This window comes from Pseudomonas sp. EL_65y_Pfl2_R95 (assembly GCF_963971045.1).
In the GTDB taxonomy this organism is placed as follows: domain Bacteria; phylum Pseudomonadota; class Gammaproteobacteria; order Pseudomonadales; family Pseudomonadaceae; genus Aquipseudomonas.
In genome coordinates, this window is record NZ_CAXAOV010000002.1 from 116,807 (window position 1) to 140,024 (window position 23,218).

Here is a 23,218-nt window from a genome sequence, read left to right on the forward strand (position 1 = left end):
TACTTAATGCCGTAAATGCACAGAGGAGTGGCCCTCTGCATTGGCAGCACTGGCGGTATGCGCTAACGTCACACATCAACCAAGAACGACGGCTGTCTAAGCTAAATCATCCTCACTGACGCATTCAGAGGTCTCATAGCAATTGATTGCACGAACTCACGCAATGGACGGTAACCAATGATAAGCCGAAAGGCCTGGCTGCGATCGGCCGGAGTGCTTGTGCTGCTATGCCTGCTTGCCGTCTTTGCCGGGGTCAGCTGGCAGCAATTTCTACAGCGCCAGCAGATCAGTCGGTTTGACTGGCAAGGCCTGTCCATCTCCCTTGATGGCATTCAGTTGCGCACGCTCGCGGTTGAGCAACAGAGCAAAGGCGCAGATCTGAATATTGAAGCCCAAGGTTTGACCCTTGAATGGCGAGACTTCAGTACGGCTACGCCATTCTGGCAGCATATCGAACTGGACAGCTTAAACCTCGACTGGCAAGCCAACGCCAGCGCCCCGTCTGCGCCCTCACCCGCCATCGACCTCCTGCAATTGCTCGGCCCACTTGCACTGGCGCCGCAATCATTGAAGATTCGACAATTCACTGCCCAATTGCCATGCGCCCGAGGGCGCTGCACCCTGCAAGGTGATCTGCAATTAAACAAAACCTCGCAACAACCCTTGGCCATCACCCTGCAAAGCAACCTGCAAAGCCTGGATCAGGGCCAGGTGTTGACCCTTGATGGCCAACTAGAGCGCACAGTTGACGATTTAGACCTGCAACTGGCAATGCAAGTCGATGCGCAACCACAGTTGGGTGGCACCCTGAGCCTGCGTAAAGTGATCGATGACTCAGGCCAGGCACGCAACGAATTCAGCGGCGCGATCGCGGCACCCAACTTGAGCCAAGCCAGCACCTTACAAGGTTGGCTGAGCCAATGGGCGTTACCGGCAGGCATTGAATTACCCGATGCGCCTGGCGCTGCTGCCTTGTCCGCAAACTGGCAACTAAAGCTGGCACCCGGTCCAATCAGCGTTGAGCAGCTGCAACAGGCCAGCGGATCAATTGCTGCAAGCGCTAACTTACCTGAGCCGTGGCCGGTGCCCGGGGTGGGTCAAGTTCAAGGCGAACTTAGCCTGGCGCTCGATGCACAGGCCGGGCAGTGGCTGGCCAAGCACATCAAGGCTGACCTGAAGATGCAGCACCTCGCCGACTCACTGCAAAGCCAACTGCCTGCTGTGCTGAAAAGTGATGAAATCGACCTCAGCGTGCAGCCAGTCGAAGTGCAGAACACGCCCTCCGGCCCAATGCAAGAATCACTGCGCGGGCGCAATCTTCCACTTCAGATACGCATCAACAGCCGTGGCGCCAGCAATCTGCAATTGCAAGGCCGAGTAGACGTGGCCAACACCCTGCCCTGGGCTGTGCAACTGCGGGATGCGCAGCTCAAGGCCAACAGCAAAACCCTGCAGTTTGCCGACTGGAAAGCCCAAGGCATTGACGCAACCCTGACCCTTGACGGCTATGCCGACGCGCATCAACTGATAGTCAATCTGGAGAAAGGCTCGCAACTGCAAGTCGCGCAACTGAGCCAGCCAAGGTTTAGCGCAACCAAGCTTAACGCCGTGCTCGATGGGTTAAACCTGAAGGCGACGCTTAACAACCCCGCACTCAGCGATTGGCAGGTCAATGGGCCCATAGCCTTCAGCGCCAAGTCACTGCAACAGGCTGCCCTAAAGTCGCAAAGCTGGGACTTCAACGGCACGGTCGACGCCGACGCGCAGGAGCAAAGTCTAGACGGTGCATTATCTACTGGTTCCGGCCTGCAAGCGCAGCTGAATGGGCAAAACAGCGCGCAAAAGGGTATTGAATTGAACGCCACGTTCGCTGAAGTGTTCTTCCGGGCTGGCAACCCCTTGAAAAGCACCTTGAATGACTGGCCCGCTCTGCTCGACCTCGACAATGGTCGGCTTAACGCCAGCGCCAATCTGCGCCTGACACCCGGCAGCTACCCGCTACTCAAACTTGACCTTGCCAGCAAAGGGCTTTCCGGCATTTATGACCGCACCAGCTTCAGCGGTTTGACCACAGATACGCAGTTGAGCCTGGCGAACCAACGGCTGCAGGCTGAGGTCAAACATTTAACCTTAACCGAGGCGAATCCGGGCATTGCCTTGGGCCCAATCGAGCTGCGTGGCCGATACAACGCCCCACTGAATACACTGGGGAAAGGCCAGTTAACCTTGGCGCAAGCGACGGCTCAGGTGCTTGGCGGGCAAGTTACCTTGCCTGCCAAGCAATGGGACCTGAAGCAAACTGATCTGCTTTTCCCGCTGACCATCAAGGGCTTGAATCTGGAAAATCTATTCGCGGCTTACCCGGCGCAAGGCTTGGCTGGCAGTGGCCTAATTGATGGCTCAATTCCATTGCACATTAACGCTGCGGGATTCAGTGTTGAGCAAGGCCAAATCAGCGCCCGTCGACCCGGGGGTCGCCTGCAGTTCGACAACGACAAAATCAAGGCCATGGGCGCAAGCAACCCGGCCATGAAACTGGTGGCACAGTCACTTGAAGACTTTCACTACACCACCCTTTCCAGCGGCGTCAGTTACGACCCCGACGGCCAGCTCTTGCTAGCCTTACGCTTGGAGGGCCAGAACCCTGCGATCGAGAATGGACGACCGATCAACTTCAATATCAACCTGGAAGAAAACATTCCAACCTTGTTGGCCAGTATCCAACTGAGCGATAAAGTCAGTGATATCGTGCAGAAACGGGTTCAACAATTCATCCTCAAACGCAAACAACAACCAACGCCAAAGGACACTCAATGAGGGGGAACGTAGTATGCGTTTACGCAACGGATTAGCCGCTCTGGCATTAGGTTTGATGAGCGTGGCCTGCACACCAACTGTACAGCTGGCGGTGCCTAACGAGCCGATTAACATCAACCTCAACGTCAAGATCGAACACGAGATCTACATCAAAGTCGACAAAGAGCTCGACAGCATGTTCAACGAATCCAGCGGACTGTTTTAAGGAGCGAACTGATGACCCTGTATAAACGAATTGCAAGCCTGGTATTGCTGCTCAGCTTGAGCGTTCCAGCCTTTGCCATGAACCTTAACGATGCAATGTCAGCACTGGGCAGCGCAAAGTCTTCCGGCCAGCTGGGCGAAATGCAAACCGGCTACCTGGGTGTGGTCAAACCCGGTGGCAATGCTGATGAAATTGCCAAGCTGATCAACGACGCGCGCCGTAACGAGTACAAGAAACTGGCCGAAAAGAACGGTATTGAAGTCAGCGCCGTCGAGGCGATTGCCGGCAAAAAGGCGATTGAGAAAACCCCACCCGGCCAGTACATCCAGGAAGGTGGCAACTGGGTGAAAAAATAAGCGTCTAGCCATCAACACCTCGCTTTACCACAAACAACAAAGGCGCCATGCAGGCGCCTTTGTTGTTTTCGCGGCAATTACACCAAGGTCAGCGTGACATCAATGTTGCCGCGAGTAGCGTTGGAGTATGGGCAAACAATGTGGGCAGCATCGACCAGCGTTTGCGCGGCCGCTTTATCAAGGCCCGGCAGGCTGATGCGAAGTTCGACTTCGATACCAAAGCCGTTCGGGATCGCACCGATACCGACGATGCCTTCAATGGAAGTATCTGCCGGAACCTGCAGCTTGTCTCGCGCGGCAACAAACTTCATTGCACCGAGAAAGCAAGCCGAGTAACCCGCGGCGAACAATTGCTCAGGGTTGGTGCCTTCGCCACCTGCTCCGCCCAATTCTTTGGGGGTAGTCAGGGCAACATCAAGTACGCCATCAGACGAGACAGCCCGGCCATCACGACCACCAGTGGCTTCTGCGTAGGCACGGTAGGCTACAGTTTCGATCGACATAATCATTTCCTCTAAGTAGTAAAAATTGGCAAGACGCTTTAACCCGGTTGGCCAAGGTGTTTCCGTTGACCTTGAAATAATATTAGTGCGCATTTGTTTTGCGCGCAATATAAATTCCTCACAGATTAAACTATCACGCTGATTAAGCCGCTCAATCGCTCTGTTTCACTGCCTTCCTTTCAATTCAAGTACGGGCGATCTGTTGGCGTGAAGACCATTAGTGCGTTAACTTAATTGTCACCCTTACCGCGTACAGGTCGCCCCGATGAACGCCTCGCTCGACCCTTGCAACGCTCTGTTGCTGGATAATCAGCTGTGCTTTGCCTTGCACTCGACTTCGTTGCTGATGACCAAGACCTACAAGCCCTTGCTGCAAGCACTTGGCGTCACCTACCCGCAATATCTAGCGCTGCTGGTGTTGTGGGAGACGGATGGCATCACTGTGGGAGACATGAGCGCCCGCCTGTTGACCGATCCCGGCTCTGTCACCCCGCTGCTCAAGCGTCTTGAAGCCCAAGGTTTACTCAAACGAATCCGCAGCAAGGCGGATGAGCGCGTGGTCGAACTTCACCTGACTGCTCAAGGTCGCGCTTTGCACGAACAGGCCAAAGCCATTCCGGGCTGCATCCTCAAGTCTGCCGGTCTTCCGCCAGAGCAGCTCGATGAAATCAAACAAGCGCTAGTCACCTTGCGCAAACACCTGGGCCAGTCGCTGGCCAGTGACTAAAACAGCGGCACGACACATTGCACCCGCTAAACAAAGATTGAGAACAGACCATGAGCAACGAATTAATCATCGAAGACATCCTGCTGGGCGACGGCAAAGCGGCGGTCAAAGGCGCGCTCATTACCACCCAGTATCACGGCACCCTGGAAGACGGCACGGTGTTTGATTCGTCCTATGATCGCGGCAAGCCATTCCAATGCGTAATCGGTACAGGACGAGTGATCAAAGGCTGGGACCAAGGCTTGATGGGCATGAAAGTCGGCGGCAAGCGCAAACTCTTCGTACCTTCAGAGCTGGCCTATGGCGAGCGCCAGATGGGTCAACATATCAAGCCTCACTCAAACCTGATTTTTGAAATTGAACTGCTTGAAGTGCTGACTCGCGATGATGACTGACCAATAGCTCGCGTTTCCACGGCGGGGAATGGTGGCTGAAAAAGGCGTCAGCCACCCTACAAGAGCGCCAATCACCAGCGCGCAGCCACCCAATAAGTGTCGGCTCTGCTAAACACCGGGGTCTCGAATTACAAAGCAAGACTCGGAGTTTTGCCAAGGGCCAAAGCGCTTACGCTTCAGTCACCTTCACAGCTTGTGGGCATCGCAATGAAACCGGTCAAATCTGCAATAAACCAAGACGACCAACGCTGGCAGCTGGTACTCGCGCGCGATCCGTCACTGGAACAGCCGTTTGTCTACGCGGTGAAGACCACGGGAATCTATTGCCGCCCCAACTGCCCTTCACGACGTCCTAAGCGCGAAAATGTCGAGTTTTTCGACACGCCGGAGCAAGCGGGCGCCGCAGGTTACCGCCCGTGCAAACGGACCAATTGCGGCGACACATCGCTCAATCAGCTGCACGCCGCCATCGTCAGCAAAGCTTGCCAGATTATCCAGCAGGCCGAACAACTGCCCAGCCTTAATCAACTTGCCAAGCAAGTAGGTGTCAGCCCCTATCATTTTCATCGGTTATTCAAAGCTGCCACCGGCTTGACACCAAAGGCCTACGCGGCGGCAAACCGGGCAAGCAAGCTACGCAGCCAACTCCAAAAAGGCGGCCTGGTGACTGATGCTTTGTACGACGCGGGGTTCAACACCAGCAGCCGCTTCTATGAGAGCAGCGCCGATGTATTAGGCATGAAACCCAGTGACTACCGTGCAGGTGGCGCCAACACGAACATTCGCTTTGCGGTAGCGCAATGTTCGCTGGGGGCGATTCTGGTTGCACAAAGCAGCCGTGGCGTCTGCGCGATCCTGCTTGGGGACGACCCCGAAGCCTTGCTCCATGAACTGCAAGACACCTTTAAACATGCCAACCTGATTGGCGCTGACGCAGCGTTTGAACAGCTTATCGCCAAGGTCGTCGGGTTTATTGAAGCACCTGCCATCGGCCTGGATTTACCCTTGGATTTACGCGGCACTGCGTTTCAGGAGCGGGTCTGGCAGGCGCTGCGCAACATTCCGGTGGGCACAACTGCCAGCTACGCAGAAATCGCCAAATTAATCGGCGCGCCCAAGTCATTTCGCGCAGTCGCTCAAGCTTGCGGCGCCAACAAGCTCGCCGTCGCCATCCCGTGCCATCGCGTGGTCAGAAGTGATGGCAACTTATCGGGCTATCGCTGGGGCATTGAACGTAAACGCCAGTTGCTTGAGCGTGAAGCACAGGCCTAACACCAAGCCTGATCAATTCACCTTTAGTTCGGCGCCGCCGTGGTTGTGCAGGAACGTGAGCAGCGCGGCAATAATTGCTTCGGGTGCATCTTCTTGCACTAAATGCCCAGCACTCGGGACTCGTACCATCTGGCAGTCAGCAATCAGTTGGGCAAGCGCCTCGCCGCGTTCTATTGGTATCCACTCATCCTGCTCACCCCAGATCAACAGCACCGGGCAAGGGATCGATGAGTAAGCGCCCTGTACTTCATCGGTGTAACACTGATCCATCTGCGCAATCTGCCGGTAGAACGCCTGCTGACCGCCCTCGCCTGTCCATGGTTTTGTGTAGTGCTGCAAGGCATGCACAGGCAACGGATGACAGGCCGCGCCCTGGATATAGGACGCCAATATCGCCTCGTGGATATAACCCGGTAAGCCGCTGAATGCCTGCTGATGCTGACGCACATGCTGAACAAAGGGCGAGCCCCACGGCGCCATTGCAACGGGGTCGATCAAGGTCAGGGTCGCGTAGTCGATTTGATTAAGGATCAGGCAACGCAAAGCGGTGGCCCCGCCGAAGTCATGGGCCATCACGTGCGGCTTGTGCAAACCCCAGTGCCCGATCAACGCCGCCAACAGACGATTCTGCACACCCAGCGAAATATCCTGGCCATCCGCCATTTCAGACTGCCCGTAACCGAGCAAGTCAAAGTAATACACCCGGTGATGGCTAAGCAAAAGTGGCGCGATACGCCGCCACACCTGAGAGGAAAATGGCGTGCCATGCACCAGTATCAGGGCGGGCCCTTCGCCCATTACGCCGTAGCGGACCTGCTGGCCCTCAAACTCAAACCGATGTGGCAGGACTAATGGCTGGTCATTACTGTTCATTTTTAACCCCTTTAAGCATCTATAAAGGTTAGAATTGATCTCACCATACCTAACCTTTAACTGCTTTTAAAGGGGTTATATGAAAGCAAGTGATGACCGAGCGTGGAGCCATGCCGACTTTATCGCGGAAGATGTGCTGCTCGACTTCCTCAACACCACCGGCGGTAAAAGCAAGCAGCGCGAGAACGATCGGCTGACGTCTGCCACTGCACTGTTTGATTGGGGCTTGGCCGCCCAACTGATTGCTAAAGACGAGCACACACGACTGTTACAACTCAACCAAACCGATTCGGTAGCAGCCGATGGCGAGCTGAGCCGGATAATCCTCTGGCGCGAAGCTGTGCACCAACTGCTGCATGGGTTGTCCAACAGCCAAGCGCCAGAGGCTGGCATTGCGCAGCAGGTAGAAATGGTCATCAAACAAGCAATGGCCGGCGCAGAATTGCGCCACGACGTTAGCAGGCCCGCCTACTGGTTTGTCGATTTGGAAAAACAAGGGTTGGCCGCCCTCCGCCACCGCTTGGCCCTGCATTTCAATCGAGGCATTACGGGCGGCCAATACCAACAGGTCAAGCAATGTGAGGCGTGCACCTGGATGTTCATTGATACCTCGCGCAGCCGCAGGCGCCGCTGGTGCTCCATGAGTACCTGTGGCAACCGGGCCAAGGCGCGACGCTTCTATCAGAGCGAGAACAAAGCGTAAAAACCGGTTGTTCCGGTGTCTAGTTAGGGGTTGCCCGTGTCCAGTGAATGCTGCTGGACACAGCACCCTCCGGCAGTGATCAAGCGAGCGCTTAGCGAGGGGCTATTACTTCTTGAGACGCGCAATCAATCGCGCTTGCAAGGCTTCCAACTCGGCAGGATCCGCTTTAGCACTGGCATGAATACCCAAGTCTTCACCGGCGAAGCGCGGAATCACATGCATATGAATGTGAAACACCGTTTGCCCGGCAGGCGCGCCGTTAAATTGCGCGACCTGAACCCCGGCAGGTTTAAGTTCATCAACCAGTGCGCGGGTGACGTTCTGCACCACCTGCATAACTTTGCACAGGCTGTCGGTGTCGACATCGAGCATATTGCGCGCAGCAGAGCGTTTAGGGATTACCAGTGTGTGGCCAAACGACTGTGGAAATACGTCGAGAAAAGCCAGTACATCGTCGTCTTCATAAACCTTGTAGCACGGCGCATCGCCACGAATGATCTGGGCAAAAATGTTCTTAGCGTCGTAATCGCCATGCAAGCTCATAGGAGTTTCCATTATCCGTGGATTAAGCCGTAACCATACCGGTTTTACGGAGTCAGATAAATCCAGGTAGGCTAAGAGAGCCCTGCCCGCGTAACCTTGAGACTAGGAGCCCGTATGCCTGATCTATCCGCGTTTAAAATCACCCAAAAGTGGCCAGCTACTCATCCGGAGCGGCTGCAACTGTATTCCTTGCCGACGCCCAACGGCGTAAAAGTCTCGATCATGCTGGAAGAGATCGGCTTGGCGTATGAGCCGCACCTCGTCAGCTTCGACACCCGCGACCAGTTTTCGCCTGAATACCTGTCGCTAAACCCGAACAACAAAATCCCGGCGATGATCGATCCAAACGGGCCAACCGGCCAGCCGCTAGCGCTGGTTGAGTCAGGCGCCATGTTGATCTATCTCGCTGAGAAAACCGGCAAGCTACTGTCCAGTGACCCGGCGCAGCGGTATGAAACCCTGCAATGGCTGATGTTCCAAATGGGCGGTATCGGCCCAATGGTTGGTCAACTGGGCTTCTTCCATAAGTTTGCCGGCAAAGAGATTGAAGACAAGCGCCCGCGCGACCGCTATGTCGATGAAGTCAAACGCCTGCTCGGCGTATTGGAGCAACGCCTGGAAGGCCGCGAGTGGATTATGGGCGACGATTACAGCATCGCCGATATCGCCATTTTCCCGTGGATGCGTAACTTGGTTGGCTTTTATGAGGCCGCAGAGTTGGTCGAGTTCAGCAAATGCCCGAACATCAAACGGGTGCTGGATAAGTTCGTTGCCCGCCCCGCTGTTCAGCGCGGTTTGAACATCCCAAGCCGGGGCTAGCGCTTCAAAGTGCGACCTTGAGCCAGTTAGAGCGACTCAAGGTTGCGACCACGCGGCGCCCATAGCCTCAATCCATCGCAAGCGCATGAAAATATGTGAAAAATTACACATTGGGCTTCGCCAAATGCCAATCAGCTGATATCATGCGCGCCGCCGTGGGAAGATGCCGGAGTGGCCGAACGGGACGGATTCGAAATCCGTTGAACTAGCAATAGTTCCTAGGGTTCAAATCCCTATCTTCCCGCCACTATTCAACACTTAAGCCCCTGAAATTCTTAGAGTTTCGGGGGCTTTTGTTTTTCTGGACACGCAATGTGTCGAAAAAGTGTCGAAAAAATGCAGGACGATTCACTGCACTTGACCACCCTTTTGCATTCCCACTGACCAATCAATTGCACTCGTGCTGACCAAGCGTTGGTAATTGACTTGAACAGCACAAGGCGCATTGACGACAAGAAGAACGTCTGCCAATACCTGCCTCACCATGATCATGCAACGCTTGCCTCTGCCCCGAGCAACGGAACAATTACCGATCAGCGTGTCTATATTTAAGGAATAATGTGGAATTTGAAGAAGGAATATCTTATGCGCAGGACTAATGCTTGGCTTACAGCAATAACATGTTTGGCACTAGCCTTTAGTTCCGCCAGTGCATTCTCCGACCCCGGCAATGGAAAGGGCAAAAGCAAAGGCAAGGGTAATCCGCCAAACAGCCAGAGCTATGACAAACACAATGGCTATGAAAACCATGACAACCACGACTGGGATAGAGGGCCAAATATCAATCACAGCAACGTTCTGGGAATTATTGGTGGCTATCGGGATTACTGGAGCCCTGGGCCTGCATTACCACCGGGTATTCAGAAAAACCTCGCTCGGGGCAAGCCACTTCCACCAGGAATTGCCAAAAAACTGGACGGACACTTGCTGGGCAGATTGCCTCATTATGAGGGATACGAATGGCAGCAGGCGGGTACAGACTTGATACTGGTCGCGCTAGCCTCCGGGCTCATTTATGAGGTGCTTAACGGCGCTTTTGACTAAGTCAACGGGGCTTGCCTGTCAAACATAGCCACAGCAATGCAATGCTTAAGCGCCTGTTGCTATAGCCCAAAGCCAAAGGACAAGCCTTGGTTGTTCTGCCCACGAAGGACCGGCAGATTGCCTGCTGTGACGCGGACGGCCCAGATGTTTCTGCGTCACTTGTCCATAGGCCTACTTTCAATTGCGATCAAGTAAGCTTCTGAGTCACACGCAAATGCAACTGAAGGGTCATATGTGTGCAACGACGCAGGCAGAAAAACAAGATAAACCAGATTATAAAACAACATAAGTGCTACACATAGTTAGGCAGCAACACGTGATAATCACTCACCGGCCCAAACTTGATAGCGTCCTGCAGGTGGTTGGGAGCCAAATGCGCGTAGCGCATGGTCATAGCCAAGGATGTGTGACCAAGGATCTTTTGCAAGGTCAGGATATTACCCCCGTTCATCACGAATCTACTGGCAAAGGTGTGCCGGAGAACGTGCGAAGACTGCCCAGCAGGAAGCGGAATCTTTGAGGCAGCTAGGGTCTGGTCAAAGCTATTCAGGCAGTTCGAGAACAAGCCGTGTTGCTTGAAATGGGCCAATATCTTTGCCTGTAAAACCGAGTCTACCGGGATTGACCTGGAGCGTTTGCCTTTGGTGTTGATGAACGTAACCAGACCATCACGCACCCTATCTGGCGCTAATGCCTGAACCTCACCCCATCGACCACCAGTAGCCAAGCAGACAGCAGCAACCATTGCGACATGCGGTGTTTTGCAGCGGGTGTGAATGACTACAAAAAGGTGTTCGATTTGTTCCTGGGCAAGGTAGCCCAATTCCCGCTCTTGAAGCCGCAAAGGCTTAACTCGTGCCAATGGGTTTGGGTAATCAATTTCCTCAAGCTGAAACAGGACGTTGAACACCGCTCGCAAGTATCCCAAACGATTGTTGAGGGTCTTGGGGTTTGCTCCAGCTTTGAGCATTGAAGCGAGGTACTCAGCGTAGTCAGTTCCCGTTAGCTTTATAGCAATTGGGTTACCAAGCGATTTAACCAAGTGAATCATCGCGATATTCGTCGTCGTGTTCCTAGAAGTTCACCCATTCCAGGATGGTAATGGCCGATTAAGCCGCGTTCTTACCACCCTTCTATTGATCCAGGCTGGTTACGCATACGTGCCGTACGGCTCGCTGGAGAGCGTGATAGAGATGAGCAAAGAGGCGTATTACCCCGCCCTTCGTCAAACCCAAGGAACCATCCGCACAGAAACGCCTAATTGGCAGCCGTGGCTTGAGTTCTTTTTGCACTCAATGGCCGAACAGGTACAGCGGCTGGAAAAGAAAGTTGAACGTGAGGAAATCGTCCTCGCCAATCTGCCTGATTTGTCGCTTCAAATTGTAGAGTTTGCCCGTGAACATGGACGCGTAACTATCGGCGAAGCCGTTAGGTTGACTGGCTCAAGCCGGAACACTCTCAAGCAACACTTCCGCAATCTGGTGGAACAAGGCCACCTGAATCAGCAGAGGCGTGGTCACGGAGTAAGGTACGCGCTACGGTAGAGGTGGCTGGACACATACCTTGACGCATGACCGGCTTAAATCCATCGTAAAAAACCACATAAAATCAAGTCACCAATACCTACTTAATTTTGTTCATGTCGCTCCACTATCGGGACATTACCGATCGCCTTGTTGACTAGCATATAGCGAGCATATAAATCGCCCTCACTCGAAACGAGGTCACGCCGCGCTTGCAGATCGCTGCGCTGACTATCAAGCACGGTGAGAAAATCGGTAGTGCCACCATCGTAACGAGCTTGAGCTATTTCATAGGCTTGCTCTGCACTCTGCGCCCTGATAGTGAGTTCGGTAGAGCGCTGACGCTCAGCGTTATAGGCACTTAGTGCGTCATCAATTTCCTGCCAAGCCTTGAGCACGGTTTGCTGATAATTCACAGCGGCTTCTTGCTGCTCTAACTCACGCAGTTGCACCACACTTTTCCGCCGACCGCGGTCAAATAGCGGGAGGTTCAGACTGGGGCCAACAGACCAGGTTCGACTGCCCCAATCGGAAAACTCGCCGCTTAGATACGATTCATAACCGAACCGAGCCCCCAAGCTGATGCTGGGGTACATTTCGGCCTCAGCGATACCAATATTGGCAGTCGCGCGATGCAAACGGGCTTCGGCGGCGCGAATGTCTGGCCGGCGCAGCGCCACCTCCGAAGGCAAACCCAACTGCATATCGGGCAATTTGCCAGCTACATCCCGACTCGGGGCTGCTAATAAATCTTGCAAGGCACCAGGCGGTTTACCCAGCAGCAACGTAAGCTGGTTTTTACTGGCTCCCTCCTGCGCTAGCAAGGGCGGTAACTGGGCTTTAACAGCTGAAAGTTCGGACTGCTGGCGGTCAAGATCGAAATGGTCCACCAACCCACCATCTACACGCGCTTGCAGCAGCCCTAAACGGTCTTGCAATGCAGCAATATCCTCACGGGTCAGCACAATTTGCCGTTGAGTGGTGCGCAGTTCAAAGTAGTTACGCCCTACATCGCTGGTCAGGCTTAGTCGCGCCAAATCAAGCAACGCTTGCTGATCAGCAATGTCTGCGTCAGCCGCCTCTATGGAGCGACTGATACGCCCCCACAGATCTAACTCCCAAGATGCGTCGATGCCGGCTTGGTAAAGATTAAAGGGTTCACTTAACTCTTTTACAAGTGGGTCAGGATTTGGGGCCAGTGAGCCGATCAAACGTGTACTAGCACCCGACTCACTCTGACGCTCGCGGGTCACCCCGCCACTGGCATTGATCTGTGGCCCACGTTGCGCTGCCACAGTGCTGCGTTGAGCACGCGCTTGAGCATAGTGCAGTGCGGCTGTGCGCAAATCCGGGCTGACTTCAAATGCCAACTGCTGCAACTGATTGAGCACTGGATCGCCCAGCGCCAACCACCATTGGACGGGAAGCGTTCGCCCAATGACCGTAGGCGTTTGAAGCGCCGGGGCAGCGCCGTGCCAACTTGCCCAATCATCTGGAGCAGTGGGGTTTGGCTTTTCAAAGTCCGGGCCTACAGTGCATCCAGATACCGCCAGTGCAATCAACAAAGAGCTGAGCAGCAAGTGCGAGGCGTGATGGTTCAATCTAATAAATACAGGCATATACAAAACCTAACTTCAGGAAAGACGGTTGCGAAATAGCCAAGCCGCTAACGGCAACGTGACTGCCGCCACCAGCAACATGGGCACAAAATCGAAGGCAATTTCATGCAACCCAGCACCTTCCAAATAGACCCTTCGTACCAAGTCTGTGGCGAAGCGTAGGGGATTCAGATAAGTGCCAATTTGCAGCGCCACAGGCATATTGTTGACGGCAGTAAGTAAGCCGGAGAGAAGCATCATGGGCATGATGATGAGGAAGGTGTAGAGCATGGCTTGTTGCATATTCAACGACATAGCCGATATGGACAAACCGATACCCACTGCCGCTCCGGTAAATACCAATAGGCCCATATAGAGCACCGCCAACGAACCGGCCATGGGAATCTGGAACCAAAAGCGGATCACCAGCAGAATGATCGTGGACTGCGTCAGGCCAACCAGAATTGCCGGCACGGCCTTTCCCACCAAAATGTGCATGGGTGTCAACGGCGTGACCAAAAGTTGATCGAAAGTGCCTTGCTCCCGCTCGCGTGCTACCGACAAAGCCGCCAGTAAAAGCGTTTGCAGCATGCTCAGCGAGGCGATCAAGGCTGGCATCAAATTCCAGCGTGATTCCAAATTAGGGTTGTACCAGGCACGGCGCTCAACACTCACCGCCGCCACACTGCCTCGTGACTGGTTGAAAGCATTGACGATACCGCTGATTTGCGCCGACGCGGCCCCTGCAGTCGAGGAGTTGCGACCGTCCAGAATCATCTGCAATGGCGCAGCTTGACCTGCGGCCAAACGCGACTCGAAATCAGCCGGAATGCTTAACACCAGTAACACGCCGTCATCATCAATCGCACTGGCAATCTGCTCGGATGAGCTCAGCACCCGCTCACGTTTAAATACGCCAGTGCCATCAATATGGGCCAACAACTCGGTAGCAGCTTCACCTTTGCTTTGATCGAGCACAGCATAGGGTGCGTATGTAAGGTCATAGGTGGCGCCATAGCCGAATAACAGCGCCTGTATCAACGCGGGGGCAATCAAGATAGCGCGGCTGGAAGGCTCCTTGAACAACGCCAGTAATTCCTTGCGGACCAAGAAACCGATAGCGGCGAGTGTTTTAAGCAATTCGTGCATGGCATCAGTCCAAGGTTTTCTTCAGCGTTCGGTGCACAGCGGCGGTCAGCACAATGATGTAAAGCATCAGAATCGAGCAGTCACGCAGGGCCATCGACCAGTTATCTCCGGCCATAAATAGCGTTTTAATCAGCTCCATAAAGTGCGTGGCAGGAAGTAACTGGCTAACCACCTGAATCACAACCGGCACGTTGCGTAGATCGAAGACAAAGCCTGAGAGCATCATGGCTGGCATAAAGCTGACTAACAGCGCCATTTGACTGGCTTCAAACTGGTTGCGGGTTTTGCCAGAAATAAACAGCCCCAGCAGTAGCGAAACGGCCAAGTAGAGCATTGAGGCGAGCATGATGATCCATAGCGACCCACGCATCGGCACCTGAAACAAAAACTTGGCGGCGAGCAAGCAAAACAGCAGATCAGTTGCCCCCACTACCATGTAGGGCGCAAGCTTGGCCAAGACCAACTCCAGCGGCCGTATGGGTGTCACGAATAATGACTCCAGCGTGCCTCGCTCCCACTCTCTGGCAATCAACAGCGAGGTCAGGAATGCGCCAATCAAGGTCATCACCAGCGCAATCAACCCCGGCACCAAATACCAGGTGCTAGTGGACGCCTCGTTGAACCACATTCGTTGCTCTATTTGCACAGAACCAACGCTGGGCTTATTGCCGTCACGGTCAACCTTGTGCTGCGCCCACGTGGCAATCACGCCGTTAACATAGCCTTCCACCACACTCGCGGTATTGGAGTCGACACCGTTGAGCAACAGCTGCACGCTCCCCTCGCCTGCAGCCAGTTGCCGTGAGAAGTCCTGAGGCACACGCAAGATGGCGTTGACCTCACCCAAGCGCATCAGTCGCTCTGCTTCCGGCATATTGGTGACCCACTGAGGAGCCAGATAACGGGAGTTTTGCATGCCCGCAAGCAACTCACGCGCTTGGGGTGACGAATCTTCCAGTACCACAGCAATGGGCGCGTTTTCCACGTCGAAGGATAAGCCATATCCGAATAGCAAAATCAGCACCACCGGCAGCAACAGCCCGACGGCTAAGTTGCTGCGGTCGCGCAACATCTGCCGCGTTTCCTTGCGGACTAAGGCAACCAAGCGACGTGCAAAGCCGTTGCCCATCATGATTTCGCTCCTGCGTTTACCCGAGATGCCCGGCCTTGCTCTACGATGGCGATAAAGGCCCCATTCATATCTCCTGAATGATCTGCACCCGCCTGCTCACGCACCTGTCGCGGCGTCCCCAGTGCCACCAGGTGCCCAGCGTCCTGAATGGCGATACGGTCGCAATATTCGGCTTCTTCCATAAAGTGCGTGGTGACAATGATAGTCACGTCGCTTTGCGCCAAGGCCGTAATGGTCCGCCAAAAAGCACGACGCGCCAAAGGGTCAATGCCACTGGTAGGCTCATCGAGAAAAAGAATTTCCGGCTCATGGAGCAAACTGGCGGCCATCGCCAGGCGTTGCTTGTAACCGGCGGGAAGCTCGCCACTCCGGGCAGCAGGGTCCAGTTCAAACTGTTTCAGTACGGCGTTGATTCGAGTGCTCAGCGCCTGTCTACGTAGACCGTATGCGCCGCCAAAAAACTCAAGATTTTCTCGCACCGCGAGGTTGCCATACAGCGCGAACTTCTGCGCCACATAGCCAATCCGTGCCCGCGCCTGAGCACGGGCGTGGCGTAAGTTCACCCCGGCCACCTGCAGTTGCCCGCTGGTAGCAGGCAGTAACCCGCATAACATGCGAAAGGTCGTGGTTTTTCCCGCACCATTGGGGCCAAGTAAACCGAAAATCTCACCACGGCCGACTTCAAATGAAGTGCTAGCCACCGCCGTGAAATCACCAAATTTTCTGACCAAATCATGCACGACAATTGCTGGCTTCTGGCCTTCGCTGGCTACCACCGGGTTGGGCATTACCTCATCTGAATTCGCGGTTGGCGGGGCACTGTCCTGCGCTTGGTGTTTGCGCAGGAGCATCATAAAAGCGTCTTCAAGTTCTTCCGGACGGGCTTGATGCTCAACCTCACCCAGCAATTGACTAACTGACTCGATGCCTTGCTCAGGCTGGACAATGAAACGCACCGCACTACCGCTGGGTACTGCATCTACAATTAAATCATCAGCATCAATTAGGCGCGCCTGTAAATCCCGTGCAGGCATTCCCGCAGGTGGCGTCGCGGTGAACGTCAAACCCCGCGCTTTCTCACGCAATGATGCAGGCGTTCCTTGAGCCAATATGCAGCCCTGATTCATCACGTAGACCTGCCCGCAACGCTCAGCCTCGTCCATGTAGGAGGTGCTAACGATTACGCTCAATTGTTCGTCGTCGACCAGTTGCTGAACGATCTTCCACAAATCTCGGCGTGACAGCGGATCAACGCCCACACTTGGCTCATCGAGCAACAGTAGATCGGGCGAGCGCACCAAGGTGCAGGCCAAGCCTAGCTTTTGCTTCATGCCGCCGGATAAGTTTCCTGCGGGGCGGTCGGTAAAATTTGCCAGATCGGTCATCGCCAACAAACGCTCAAATCGTTCACGGCGATCAGCCTTGGCAACGCCGTGCAGATCGGCATAAAGATCCAAGTTTTCTTGCACACTAAGGTCTTCATAAAGGCCAAAGCGCTGCGGCATATAACTTATGCGATCCTGCACCGACTGGGGTCTACTGATCACATCAATGCCCAATACTTCAAGGCTGCCGGCATCAGGTTTCAGTAGCCCCGCCATCATGCGCAACAACGTGGTTTTGCCTGCGCCGTCCGGCCCAACCAACGCTGTAAGCTCACCCGCACGTACGGTCAAACTCACCTCATTGACGGCCTGCAGTCGGCTCTTGTCCGGGGCAATAAATGATTTGCTCAGCCCCTCAGCGCAAACAGTCATACCCGTTTCATTCACGAGCAGTACTGCCATCGAGGGCGACCGTGGCAGGTTGTCCGAGGCGTAAAACATTGTTGCTATCGTCCACCTGCACCCGCACTTCGTAGACCAGTTTGGTACGAAGCTCTTCGGTCTGAACGGCCTTAGGCGTGAACTCAGCAACTGAAGATATGTAGCCAACCCTCCCCGCTATCGGCTGGTCAGGGTAACTATCTGTATAAACTTGTGCACTCATGCCCGGCTTGATGCGACCTAAGTCGGTCTCGCTGATATAGACACGAACCCACTTCGGTTGAGTCAGCGCCAAGGCAAATACCGGACGCTGTGGGGTGGCCATATCTCCCGGCTCAAGAAGGCGTGAACGTACCACTGCATCGGCAGGCGCGATCAAAGTGCCTTGGTCTATCTGGTGCTGTAACAACGCCAGTTGCGCTTGAGAGACTTGCAACTGGGCCTCAGCGCCACCGACATCCTCTGCACGCGGTCCTAGCTGAGCCAGGCGCAAAGCTTCCTGTTGCTCTGCCCCTTTAGCTTTAGCCACCTGCAACGAGCTTTTGGCTCGATCCAAATCTTGCACGCTGACACCGCGGCCGCTGGTTTTACTGGCAATATTTTGCAGCCGTCGCAAATTCTGTTCGGCCAGCTTGGTATCGGCGTTGGCTGCAGCGAACCGGCTTCGTGCCTGAGCGACCTCCTCGGGCCGTGAACCGTTGCGCAGACGCAATAGATTCTTTTCCTGCACGGTAATTTGGGCCTGTGCCTGCTCCGCCTGCAAAGCCAAAGTACGAGTATCCAATACCGCCAACACAGCACCGGCTTTAACGGAATCACCTTCCTCTGCACGCAGTTGGGCAACCCTGCCATTGCCGTCAAAGGCCAAAGACACCTGCCGGATATCGACATTGCCATACAAGGTGATTGTGGTTTCGTCATCGCTACGACTGTTATTCCAAAAAATCAAAGCGGCGATCACAAGGCCAACCATCAGTGCAACAAGGATAAGAGGCTTCTTCATAAACTGATTCCGACGGCGGAGCGTATAGTTGAAATTTAATTTAAATTTACTTTAATCTATTTTTTGCGAAAATCAATTGTCTTGAATCAAACGAGTTAGCGAACCATGACCAAATCGAGCCGAAGCAGTCGCGTTGATGGTGAAGTCACCCGCGCGCGTATCCTTGAGTCGGCAGGCAGGCTGTTCGCCAAAACCGGATTTGCGGAAACCACCAGTAAAGCAATTGCCGCAGAAGCAAAGGTTGACCTAGCCTCGATCAACTATCACTTCGGCAATCGTGCGGGCCTCTACCAAAACGTGCTCGCAGAAGCTCACCGACGGATCATTAGCCTTGACGACCTGCTGAAAATTGCCGCGCGTGATGAACCCGCAGAAACAAAACTCTGGTCATTTTTTGCCATCTTGGTTGACGCAGCCCAAGCAGGGCGCGGTTGGCAATCCGGTGTACTCGCAAGGGAAGTGCTTTCACCGTCTTCAAATTTGCAAGTGCTGTTTACCGAGGAGGTACAGCCGAAACTCGCGGTTATTCTAGGGATACTAAGCGAGATAACCGCTATTCCTGCGAGCGATCCAGCGCTCGTGCGCTGCCTGATCAGCACCGCTGCGCCATGCCTGATGTTGCTGGTAGCCAGCAATGGTCTGCCAGGCCCTGTAAGTCATGTATTAACTATGCCTAAGCAGCAACTGACTTCCCACTTACATAGTTTCGCGTTGGCAGGCTTAAAAGCCATAGCCCATGAATGCTCGGCGACCGATGCTCTATGACTTACCGCGGGATTGGCAAAGACGTAGTGGACTTTATTTCGGACAGAGCGACGGTTGAGTTGATCTCTTGAATGCCCGGGACGAGCGACAGTTTTTCGAAGAAGAACCGTTCATACGCTTCAATGTCGGAGGTCACAATGCGCAGCATAAAGTCGACTAAGCCCATCAATACATGGCATTCCATTACCTCGGGGAAACCCTGAATCGATTCAGCGAACTCAGTGAGGTTTGAGCGGCCATGGGCGTTGAGTTTTACTTGGGCAAATATCTGCGTGTGCAGGCCAATTTTCTTGCGATCAAGCAGCATCACTTGAGCGCGCACCACGCCTTCATCCTTAAGTCGCTGAATACGCCGCCAGCATGGCGACTGGGACAAGCCGACACGTTCGGCAATTTCGCCAGTGGACAGGGTCGCATCGACCTGAAGCAATTCGAGAATACGTCTATCGAAGGCATCCAAGATTATTGACATAAAAATTCCTAACAAATAGACCATTTAGAATAGTCTATTCAAAAAAACGCTTTCTCGCTAAATTAAAGACCAGAAAATCCGCTGATGCGCCGTCAAGATAGTCATATCTTTCAGCCGGATACTAAAGACTATGAACTCACTCGACGCGGCGGTTCTTTTTGCAGATACGGACGTCCAGCGGGGCCAGGACTTGCCACTCAGGGCATCCTTCAACATCACCACCGAGGTTGAGCCAGAAGTGCTCTGCCGTTTGTTGAGTTATTTCACCCAGCTTGGCTTGGTGCCTGAACGCATTGTCGCCTGCCAGCATAATGATCTGTTGCAGGTGACCATTGAGCAGTTGGGTTTGAGTCTGCCACGGGCAAACGTGATTGCGCAGAAGATGCGCTCGCAAGTCTCGGTGTTTGAGGTCGCGCTTGAGCTGACTTCAGGGTTGCCAGATAGCGTTACCAAGGCCGAAATGACCACGGCCGCATGGCGCCAAGATGATGCTTTCGCTCAACCACAGAACCGTCAGGTAGCACCGCAAAGGTCCCAGCAGACAGCTGGCTGAGTGACCGGCGGGACCGGCCGCAATTCCAAGATGAGGATTTAGGGCTAAGGTAACTAGGGCTGCACGACGGTTTGGGTCCACACATTGGAGATCATACAAATGCCCAGGTTTATTGCCATCGGCTATGGCGACCAAGGAGGTTACGACGACACAGCCAACGCGCTTCGAGAGGCCGCTCACGCACATGATAAGACGCTGCGTGACGATGGCGCGTTAATGGGAATTGCAGGCTCCCCCGTGCAGGTGCGTAATCACCAAGCTCAAGGTCTGCAAACGCAAGAAGGCCCTTATCTAAACTCGGCGCTTCCGGTCGCGGGCTTTATGGTGTTCGAGGCTGAAACCTTGGCTGATGCGATCAATGCCGTTTCGAAAACGCCCTGCGCAATCGCCAATGGTGTCGTTGAGCTATGGCCGCTTGAATAAAACTAAGCTCAGTCTGTTGCTGCGCACTCGCCTTAGCCATAACGCAAAAAAGAACCGAGCCTGATAAATGCCTGTTAGACATTTACCAGGGTCTGCCCTCTATTTTACCCCGCCGGTTTAGCGGCTCGGCGTCACTCTCCAAATGGTATTAGAGAGATCATCAGCGATGATCAGTGCGCCGCGCGGGTCGACAGTTACGCCCACAGGACGGCCCCGGGTTTTGCCTTCGGCATCGCGAAAACCTGTGGCGAAGTCGATAGGCTCGCCTGCAGGACGACCATCTTTAAAGGGTACAAAGATCACTTTGTAACCGACTGGCTTGTCACGGTTCCAACTGCCGTGTTCGCCAACGAACACGCCGTCGGCGTACTTGTCGCCCATGGCCGGCAGAGAGAAGTCCACACCCAGCGCGGCCACGTGTGAGCCTAAGCTGTAATCCGGTTTGATCGCCGCAGCGACTTTATCCGGGTCTTGCGGTTTCACACGCGGGTCAACGTTCTGCCCCCAATAGCTGTAAGGCCAGCCGTAAAAACCGCCTTCCTGAATTGATGTCAGATAATCCGGCACCAAGTCAGGCCCGAGTTCATCACGTTCGTTTGCCACCGCCCATAACTGGTTGGTTTCGGGTTGTATCGTCAACGCGGTAGGGTTACGAGTGCCGGTCGCATAGGGTTTGTGGGCACCCGTCTGGGCGTCAACTTGCCAAATCTGCGCCCGGTCGAGTTCAACCTCCATGCCGCGCTCGGTGATGTTGCTGTTCGAGCCGATGCCGACATACAGGTAGCGCCCATCAGGGCTGACGGCCAGTGACTTGGTCCAGTGGTGATTGATTGCTGAAGGCAAGTCGGTAACCTTGGTCGGTTTGCCGCTGGCCTTGGTTTGGCCTTCGCTGTAATCAAAGCTGACCAATTCGTCTTGATTGGCCACGTACAACTTGCCCTCGTAGAAGGCCAGCCCGTATGGCGCGTTGAGGTTGTCTGCGAACACGGTGTTCATTTCGTAGCGACCATCACCGTCTGCGTCGCGAAGCAATGTCAGGCGGTTGCCTCCTTTAACCTTGGTGTTGCCTTCCGCCTTGATCAGGCCTGCGATCACATCTTTGGGTTTGAGCTTCGCAGCATTCCCGCCGCGGCCTTCAGCAACCAGAATATCGCCATTGGGCAGCACCAGCGTTTGCCGCGGGATCTTCAGATCAGTCGCAATGGCGGTGACGCTATAGCCTTCAGGTACCGTCGGTTTTTGATCGCCCCACTGCACCGGCTCGGCAATCTTCATATTGGGCAGCAGGCCGCGCTGTGGCTCCGGCAGTTTAGGATCTGCGCCGTGGGCTTGAATGTCATCGCCGTCGCTTCCGCATGCGCTCAAAAATATCGACATGGTCAACACAGTCAGTACGCCTGAATGTCTCATTTAGCACCTCCTGAGCGCAGATTAGTAAGCCCTATCCATGTGGCAACGCAGGTCAGTAGCGTCACAATTACCGACATAATCAGACTCGATGGCATGCTGGCCCAGGCATCTTTGGCATGTTCGAAGGCGTTAACCAGCCCCAACACCCATGTCAGTAGCAGCAATAAAAAGTAAGCCAGCGGGCGACCCGTCTTTGGCTGCGCACAAATCAGGTTGACCAGCGCAAACAGCAAGGCCAATCCACAGAACACCAGCCCCCCAGCAATTAGCCAGGAGGCGAAGTTGCTCCACTGGATCTCGTAGGTTTTGAAGTAGGCGATATCACTCAGCAAAGCGCCGAGAAACAAGGGAACAGTACCGGCAAGCAAGGTCGCATGTAGCGGGCTTGGCGTGCGCCGGTAAAGGGTGTTTGCGGTATCGGTCATGACAGGTCCTTATCATTGTGCGAACGCGGACTTGTGCTCAGTGCAGATGCACGGGTCCAACAGAATCGCGCTGGATGCGCATTGCATAGGATCATGCAGTGCGGCCGATAGTTCACATTTGCCACTATTGGCAAATGCTTAGTAAGAAAATGAACCCCGTCAAGAATGCGGGTTATGCCGGTAAGAGAGTCCCGCGAATAGCCACAGACGATCATGCAATTGGCGCGGTGAGCGGCAAGTGAGCCAACCGCTAAAGAGTAAGCGCGTCTAAATCGCAGGCATAAAAAAACCGGAAGCAAACATTAGGTTTGGCTTCCGGTTGTGGTGACCCACGGCTTAACCCGAAGAGTTTTGGCCGCCAAGTTGGAGGAACTTCACTTTGTGCACATCACCTTCGCTGTCTTGATAAACCATGGTCACCGGGACCACACCCCTTTCTTGGCTGACATCAGTCAGCGAGATCACCTTGGCAACATCCAGTTCGTTGCCGTACTGGTATTGCACAGGGTCTACTTTGGCAACCGAAGTGGTACTGGCAAATGCAACGGGGGTCAGGCTCAATAATGCTACTGCGAGGGCGATGGAAGCTTTCATGTGGGTCACTCCTGAGATTATCAATGGGGCATCTACCAAGCCGATCCTGGCATCGTTGCCTAGGGGTTGAGGTGGGTAGTTGCTGAGTACGGGGCTAGTTAAACACCCGCTCCTCGCCCAGAGAAATCAACTGGAATGGTACTAAACA

General features: G+C 54.3%; 26 protein-coding genes and 1 tRNA gene. 14 read left to right on the top strand and 13 right to left on the bottom strand.

What is annotated here, in order from left to right:
- Window positions 1-219: 219 nt before the first annotated feature.
- From AACY09_RS08295 to AACY09_RS08305, 3 genes are read left to right on the top strand one after another with little or no spacing between them, the layout of a single operon-like run.
- Window positions 220-2,817: a YdbH domain-containing protein gene (locus AACY09_RS08295; protein WP_339487225.1), complete on the top strand. Its 2,598-nt coding sequence runs from the start codon at window positions 220-222 to the stop codon at window positions 2,815-2,817.
- 13 nt (window positions 2,818-2,830) lie between these two features.
- Window positions 2,831-3,022, top strand: a complete 192-nt coding sequence (locus AACY09_RS08300; protein WP_339487226.1) for a YnbE family lipoprotein — start codon at window positions 2,831-2,833, stop codon at window positions 3,020-3,022.
- A gap of 11 nt (window positions 3,023-3,033) precedes the next feature.
- Entirely contained in the window at window positions 3,034-3,378 is a 345-nt protein-coding gene (locus AACY09_RS08305; protein ID WP_339487228.1) for a YdbL family protein, read from the top strand.
- 77 nt (window positions 3,379-3,455) lie between these two features.
- Here the strand turns inward: AACY09_RS08305 and AACY09_RS08310 are convergent, their stop codons facing one another.
- Entirely contained in the window at window positions 3,456-3,881 is a 426-nt protein-coding gene (locus AACY09_RS08310) for an organic hydroperoxide resistance protein (RefSeq protein WP_339487229.1), read from the bottom strand.
- A 265-nt stretch (window positions 3,882-4,146) separates the two neighbouring features.
- Between AACY09_RS08310 and AACY09_RS08315 the strand changes: the two genes are divergently transcribed.
- The 3 genes from AACY09_RS08315 (at window position 4,147) to ada (ending at window position 6,275) form a co-directional block, all read left to right on the top strand.
- Window positions 4,147-4,608 (top strand): MarR family winged helix-turn-helix transcriptional regulator, encoded by a 462-nt coding sequence (locus tag AACY09_RS08315; protein WP_339487230.1) that lies wholly within the window; start codon window positions 4,147-4,149, stop codon window positions 4,606-4,608.
- 50 nt (window positions 4,609-4,658) lie between these two features.
- Entirely contained in the window at window positions 4,659-5,003 is a 345-nt protein-coding gene (locus tag AACY09_RS08320) for an FKBP-type peptidyl-prolyl cis-trans isomerase (RefSeq protein WP_339487231.1), read from the top strand.
- 207 nt (window positions 5,004-5,210) lie between these two features.
- Entirely contained in the window at window positions 5,211-6,275 is a 1,065-nt protein-coding gene (gene ada, locus AACY09_RS08325; protein WP_339487232.1) for a bifunctional DNA-binding transcriptional regulator/O6-methylguanine-DNA methyltransferase Ada, read from the top strand.
- 12 nt (window positions 6,276-6,287) lie between these two features.
- Here the strand turns inward: ada and AACY09_RS08330 are convergent, their stop codons facing one another.
- Window positions 6,288-7,148, bottom strand: coding sequence for an alpha/beta fold hydrolase (locus AACY09_RS08330; protein WP_339487233.1), 861 nt, complete (start codon window positions 7,146-7,148; stop codon window positions 6,288-6,290).
- 79 nt (window positions 7,149-7,227) lie between these two features.
- Here AACY09_RS08330 and AACY09_RS08335 point away from each other — a divergent pair, with 79 nt between their 5' ends.
- A complete protein-coding gene (locus AACY09_RS08335) occupies window positions 7,228-7,851 on the top strand; it encodes a CGNR zinc finger domain-containing protein (RefSeq protein WP_339487235.1) in 624 nt (207 codons plus the stop codon).
- Between the two features lie 105 nt (window positions 7,852-7,956).
- Here AACY09_RS08335 and AACY09_RS08340 read toward each other — a convergent pair whose 3' ends face one another.
- Window positions 7,957-8,394, bottom strand: a complete 438-nt coding sequence (locus tag AACY09_RS08340) for an HIT family protein (RefSeq protein WP_339487237.1) — start codon at window positions 8,392-8,394, stop codon at window positions 7,957-7,959.
- Between the two features lie 114 nt (window positions 8,395-8,508).
- Here AACY09_RS08340 and AACY09_RS08345 point away from each other — a divergent pair, with 114 nt between their 5' ends.
- The 3 genes from AACY09_RS08345 to AACY09_RS08355 all read left to right on the top strand — a co-directional run bounded on the left by AACY09_RS08345 (window position 8,509) and on the right by AACY09_RS08355 (window position 10,257).
- On the top strand, window positions 8,509-9,213 hold the full coding sequence (locus AACY09_RS08345) for a glutathione binding-like protein (RefSeq protein ID WP_339487238.1): 705 nt from the start codon (window positions 8,509-8,511) through the stop codon (window positions 9,211-9,213).
- 157 nt (window positions 9,214-9,370) lie between these two features.
- Window positions 9,371-9,460 (top strand) — tRNA-Ser (locus AACY09_RS08350).
- Window positions 9,461-9,798: 338 nt separating this feature from the next.
- The gene (locus AACY09_RS08355; protein ID WP_339487239.1) at window positions 9,799-10,257 is read left to right on the top strand and encodes an anti-virulence regulator CigR family protein; all 459 of its coding nucleotides are present in this window, start codon (window positions 9,799-9,801) and stop codon (window positions 10,255-10,257) included.
- A 292-nt stretch (window positions 10,258-10,549) separates the two neighbouring features.
- Here the strand turns inward: AACY09_RS08355 and AACY09_RS08360 are convergent, their stop codons facing one another.
- Entirely contained in the window at window positions 10,550-11,314 is a 765-nt protein-coding gene (locus AACY09_RS08360; RefSeq protein WP_445323811.1) for a phage integrase, read from the bottom strand.
- Between the two features lie 136 nt (window positions 11,315-11,450).
- Here AACY09_RS08360 and AACY09_RS08365 point away from each other — a divergent pair, with 136 nt between their 5' ends.
- Window positions 11,451-11,801: a hypothetical protein gene (locus tag AACY09_RS08365; RefSeq protein WP_339487240.1), complete on the top strand. Its 351-nt coding sequence runs from the start codon at window positions 11,451-11,453 to the stop codon at window positions 11,799-11,801.
- Window positions 11,802-11,884: 83 nt separating this feature from the next.
- On the opposite strand, the gene AACY09_RS08370 is transcribed toward AACY09_RS08365, so the two are convergent.
- The 5 genes from AACY09_RS08370 to AACY09_RS08390 are packed head-to-tail and all read right to left on the bottom strand — an operon-like array spanning window position 11,885 to window position 18,428.
- Window positions 11,885-13,399, bottom strand: a complete 1,515-nt coding sequence (locus tag AACY09_RS08370) for an efflux transporter outer membrane subunit (RefSeq protein ID WP_339487241.1) — start codon at window positions 13,397-13,399, stop codon at window positions 11,885-11,887.
- Window positions 13,400-13,414: 15 nt separating this feature from the next.
- Window positions 13,415-14,527 (bottom strand): ABC transporter permease, encoded by a 1,113-nt coding sequence (locus AACY09_RS08375; RefSeq protein ID WP_339487242.1) that lies wholly within the window; start codon window positions 14,525-14,527, stop codon window positions 13,415-13,417.
- 4 nt (window positions 14,528-14,531) lie between these two features.
- Window positions 14,532-15,659: an ABC transporter permease gene (locus AACY09_RS08380; protein ID WP_339487244.1), complete on the bottom strand. Its 1,128-nt coding sequence runs from the start codon at window positions 15,657-15,659 to the stop codon at window positions 14,532-14,534.
- Window positions 15,656-17,416: an ATP-binding cassette domain-containing protein gene (locus AACY09_RS08385; protein ID WP_339487246.1), complete on the bottom strand. Its 1,761-nt coding sequence runs from the start codon at window positions 17,414-17,416 to the stop codon at window positions 15,656-15,658. The genes AACY09_RS08380 and AACY09_RS08385 overlap by 4 nt, the downstream gene beginning before the upstream one ends.
- A gap of 7 nt (window positions 17,417-17,423) precedes the next feature.
- Window positions 17,424-18,428: an HlyD family efflux transporter periplasmic adaptor subunit gene (locus AACY09_RS08390; protein WP_339487247.1), complete on the bottom strand. Its 1,005-nt coding sequence runs from the start codon at window positions 18,426-18,428 to the stop codon at window positions 17,424-17,426.
- 105 nt (window positions 18,429-18,533) lie between these two features.
- Between AACY09_RS08390 and AACY09_RS08395 the strand changes: the two genes are divergently transcribed.
- Window positions 18,534-19,193 carry a TetR/AcrR family transcriptional regulator gene (locus tag AACY09_RS08395; RefSeq protein WP_339487249.1) on the top strand — a complete coding sequence of 220 codons (660 nt, stop codon included), beginning with the start codon at window positions 18,534-18,536 and terminating at the stop codon, window positions 19,191-19,193.
- Between the two features lies 1 nt (window position 19,194).
- On the opposite strand, the gene AACY09_RS08400 is transcribed toward AACY09_RS08395, so the two are convergent.
- Entirely contained in the window at window positions 19,195-19,665 is a 471-nt protein-coding gene (locus AACY09_RS08400) for an Lrp/AsnC family transcriptional regulator (protein WP_339487250.1), read from the bottom strand.
- 130 nt (window positions 19,666-19,795) lie between these two features.
- Here AACY09_RS08400 and AACY09_RS08405 point away from each other — a divergent pair, with 130 nt between their 5' ends.
- Both AACY09_RS08405 and AACY09_RS08410 read left to right on the top strand, forming a co-directional pair.
- A complete protein-coding gene (locus tag AACY09_RS08405; protein WP_339487251.1) occupies window positions 19,796-20,218 on the top strand; it encodes a hypothetical protein in 423 nt (140 codons plus the stop codon).
- A gap of 99 nt (window positions 20,219-20,317) precedes the next feature.
- Window positions 20,318-20,641: a hypothetical protein gene (locus AACY09_RS08410; protein ID WP_339487252.1), complete on the top strand. Its 324-nt coding sequence runs from the start codon at window positions 20,318-20,320 to the stop codon at window positions 20,639-20,641.
- 117 nt (window positions 20,642-20,758) lie between these two features.
- On the opposite strand, the gene AACY09_RS08415 is transcribed toward AACY09_RS08410, so the two are convergent.
- From AACY09_RS08415 to AACY09_RS08425, 3 genes are all read right to left on the bottom strand, one after another.
- Window positions 20,759-22,051, bottom strand: coding sequence for a PQQ-dependent sugar dehydrogenase (locus tag AACY09_RS08415; protein WP_339487253.1), 1,293 nt, complete (start codon window positions 22,049-22,051; stop codon window positions 20,759-20,761).
- A complete protein-coding gene (locus AACY09_RS08420; protein WP_339487254.1) occupies window positions 22,048-22,476 on the bottom strand; it encodes a DUF2231 domain-containing protein in 429 nt (142 codons plus the stop codon). Before AACY09_RS08420 ends, AACY09_RS08415 begins: the two co-directional genes overlap by 4 nt.
- A 336-nt stretch (window positions 22,477-22,812) precedes the next feature.
- Window positions 22,813-23,070 carry a DUF2790 domain-containing protein gene (locus AACY09_RS08425; protein ID WP_339487255.1) on the bottom strand — a complete coding sequence of 86 codons (258 nt, stop codon included), beginning with the start codon at window positions 23,068-23,070 and terminating at the stop codon, window positions 22,813-22,815.
- Window positions 23,071-23,218: the final 148 nt, after the last annotated feature.

Coding starts and splice junctions, on each gene's coding strand:
- AACY09_RS08400 (WP_339487250.1), bottom strand. CDS start 19,665: ATGTCAATAATCTTGGATGCCTTCGATAGACGTATTCTCGAATTGCTT.
- AACY09_RS08300 (WP_339487226.1), top strand. CDS start 2,831: ATGCGTTTACGCAACGGATTAGCCGCTCTGGCATTAGGTTTGATGAGC.
- AACY09_RS08425 (WP_339487255.1), bottom strand. CDS start 23,070: ATGAAAGCTTCCATCGCCCTCGCAGTAGCATTATTGAGCCTGACCCCC.
- AACY09_RS08320 (WP_339487231.1), top strand. CDS start 4,659: ATGAGCAACGAATTAATCATCGAAGACATCCTGCTGGGCGACGGCAAA.
- AACY09_RS08380 (WP_339487244.1), bottom strand. CDS start 15,659: ATGATGGGCAACGGCTTTGCACGTCGCTTGGTTGCCTTAGTCCGCAAG.
- AACY09_RS08365 (WP_339487240.1), top strand. CDS start 11,451: ATGAGCAAAGAGGCGTATTACCCCGCCCTTCGTCAAACCCAAGGAACC.
- AACY09_RS08415 (WP_339487253.1), bottom strand. CDS start 22,051: ATGAGACATTCAGGCGTACTGACTGTGTTGACCATGTCGATATTTTTG.
- AACY09_RS08310 (WP_339487229.1), bottom strand. CDS start 3,881: ATGTCGATCGAAACTGTAGCCTACCGTGCCTACGCAGAAGCCACTGGT.
- AACY09_RS08420 (WP_339487254.1), bottom strand. CDS start 22,476: ATGACCGATACCGCAAACACCCTTTACCGGCGCACGCCAAGCCCGCTA.
- AACY09_RS08385 (WP_339487246.1), bottom strand. CDS start 17,416: ATGACTGTTTGCGCTGAGGGGCTGAGCAAATCATTTATTGCCCCGGAC.
- AACY09_RS08330 (WP_339487233.1), bottom strand. CDS start 7,148: ATGAACAGTAATGACCAGCCATTAGTCCTGCCACATCGGTTTGAGTTT.
- AACY09_RS08335 (WP_339487235.1), top strand. CDS start 7,228: ATGAAAGCAAGTGATGACCGAGCGTGGAGCCATGCCGACTTTATCGCG.
- AACY09_RS08370 (WP_339487241.1), bottom strand. CDS start 13,399: ATGCCTGTATTTATTAGATTGAACCATCACGCCTCGCACTTGCTGCTC.
- AACY09_RS08315 (WP_339487230.1), top strand. CDS start 4,147: ATGAACGCCTCGCTCGACCCTTGCAACGCTCTGTTGCTGGATAATCAG.
- ada (WP_339487232.1), top strand. CDS start 5,211: ATGAAACCGGTCAAATCTGCAATAAACCAAGACGACCAACGCTGGCAG.
- AACY09_RS08390 (WP_339487247.1), bottom strand. CDS start 18,428: ATGAAGAAGCCTCTTATCCTTGTTGCACTGATGGTTGGCCTTGTGATC.
- AACY09_RS08395 (WP_339487249.1), top strand. CDS start 18,534: ATGACCAAATCGAGCCGAAGCAGTCGCGTTGATGGTGAAGTCACCCGC.
- AACY09_RS08345 (WP_339487238.1), top strand. CDS start 8,509: ATGCCTGATCTATCCGCGTTTAAAATCACCCAAAAGTGGCCAGCTACT.
- AACY09_RS08305 (WP_339487228.1), top strand. CDS start 3,034: ATGACCCTGTATAAACGAATTGCAAGCCTGGTATTGCTGCTCAGCTTG.
- AACY09_RS08340 (WP_339487237.1), bottom strand. CDS start 8,394: ATGAGCTTGCATGGCGATTACGACGCTAAGAACATTTTTGCCCAGATC.
- AACY09_RS08405 (WP_339487251.1), top strand. CDS start 19,796: ATGAACTCACTCGACGCGGCGGTTCTTTTTGCAGATACGGACGTCCAG.
- AACY09_RS08375 (WP_339487242.1), bottom strand. CDS start 14,527: ATGCACGAATTGCTTAAAACACTCGCCGCTATCGGTTTCTTGGTCCGC.
- AACY09_RS08355 (WP_339487239.1), top strand. CDS start 9,799: ATGCGCAGGACTAATGCTTGGCTTACAGCAATAACATGTTTGGCACTA.
- AACY09_RS08410 (WP_339487252.1), top strand. CDS start 20,318: ATGCCCAGGTTTATTGCCATCGGCTATGGCGACCAAGGAGGTTACGAC.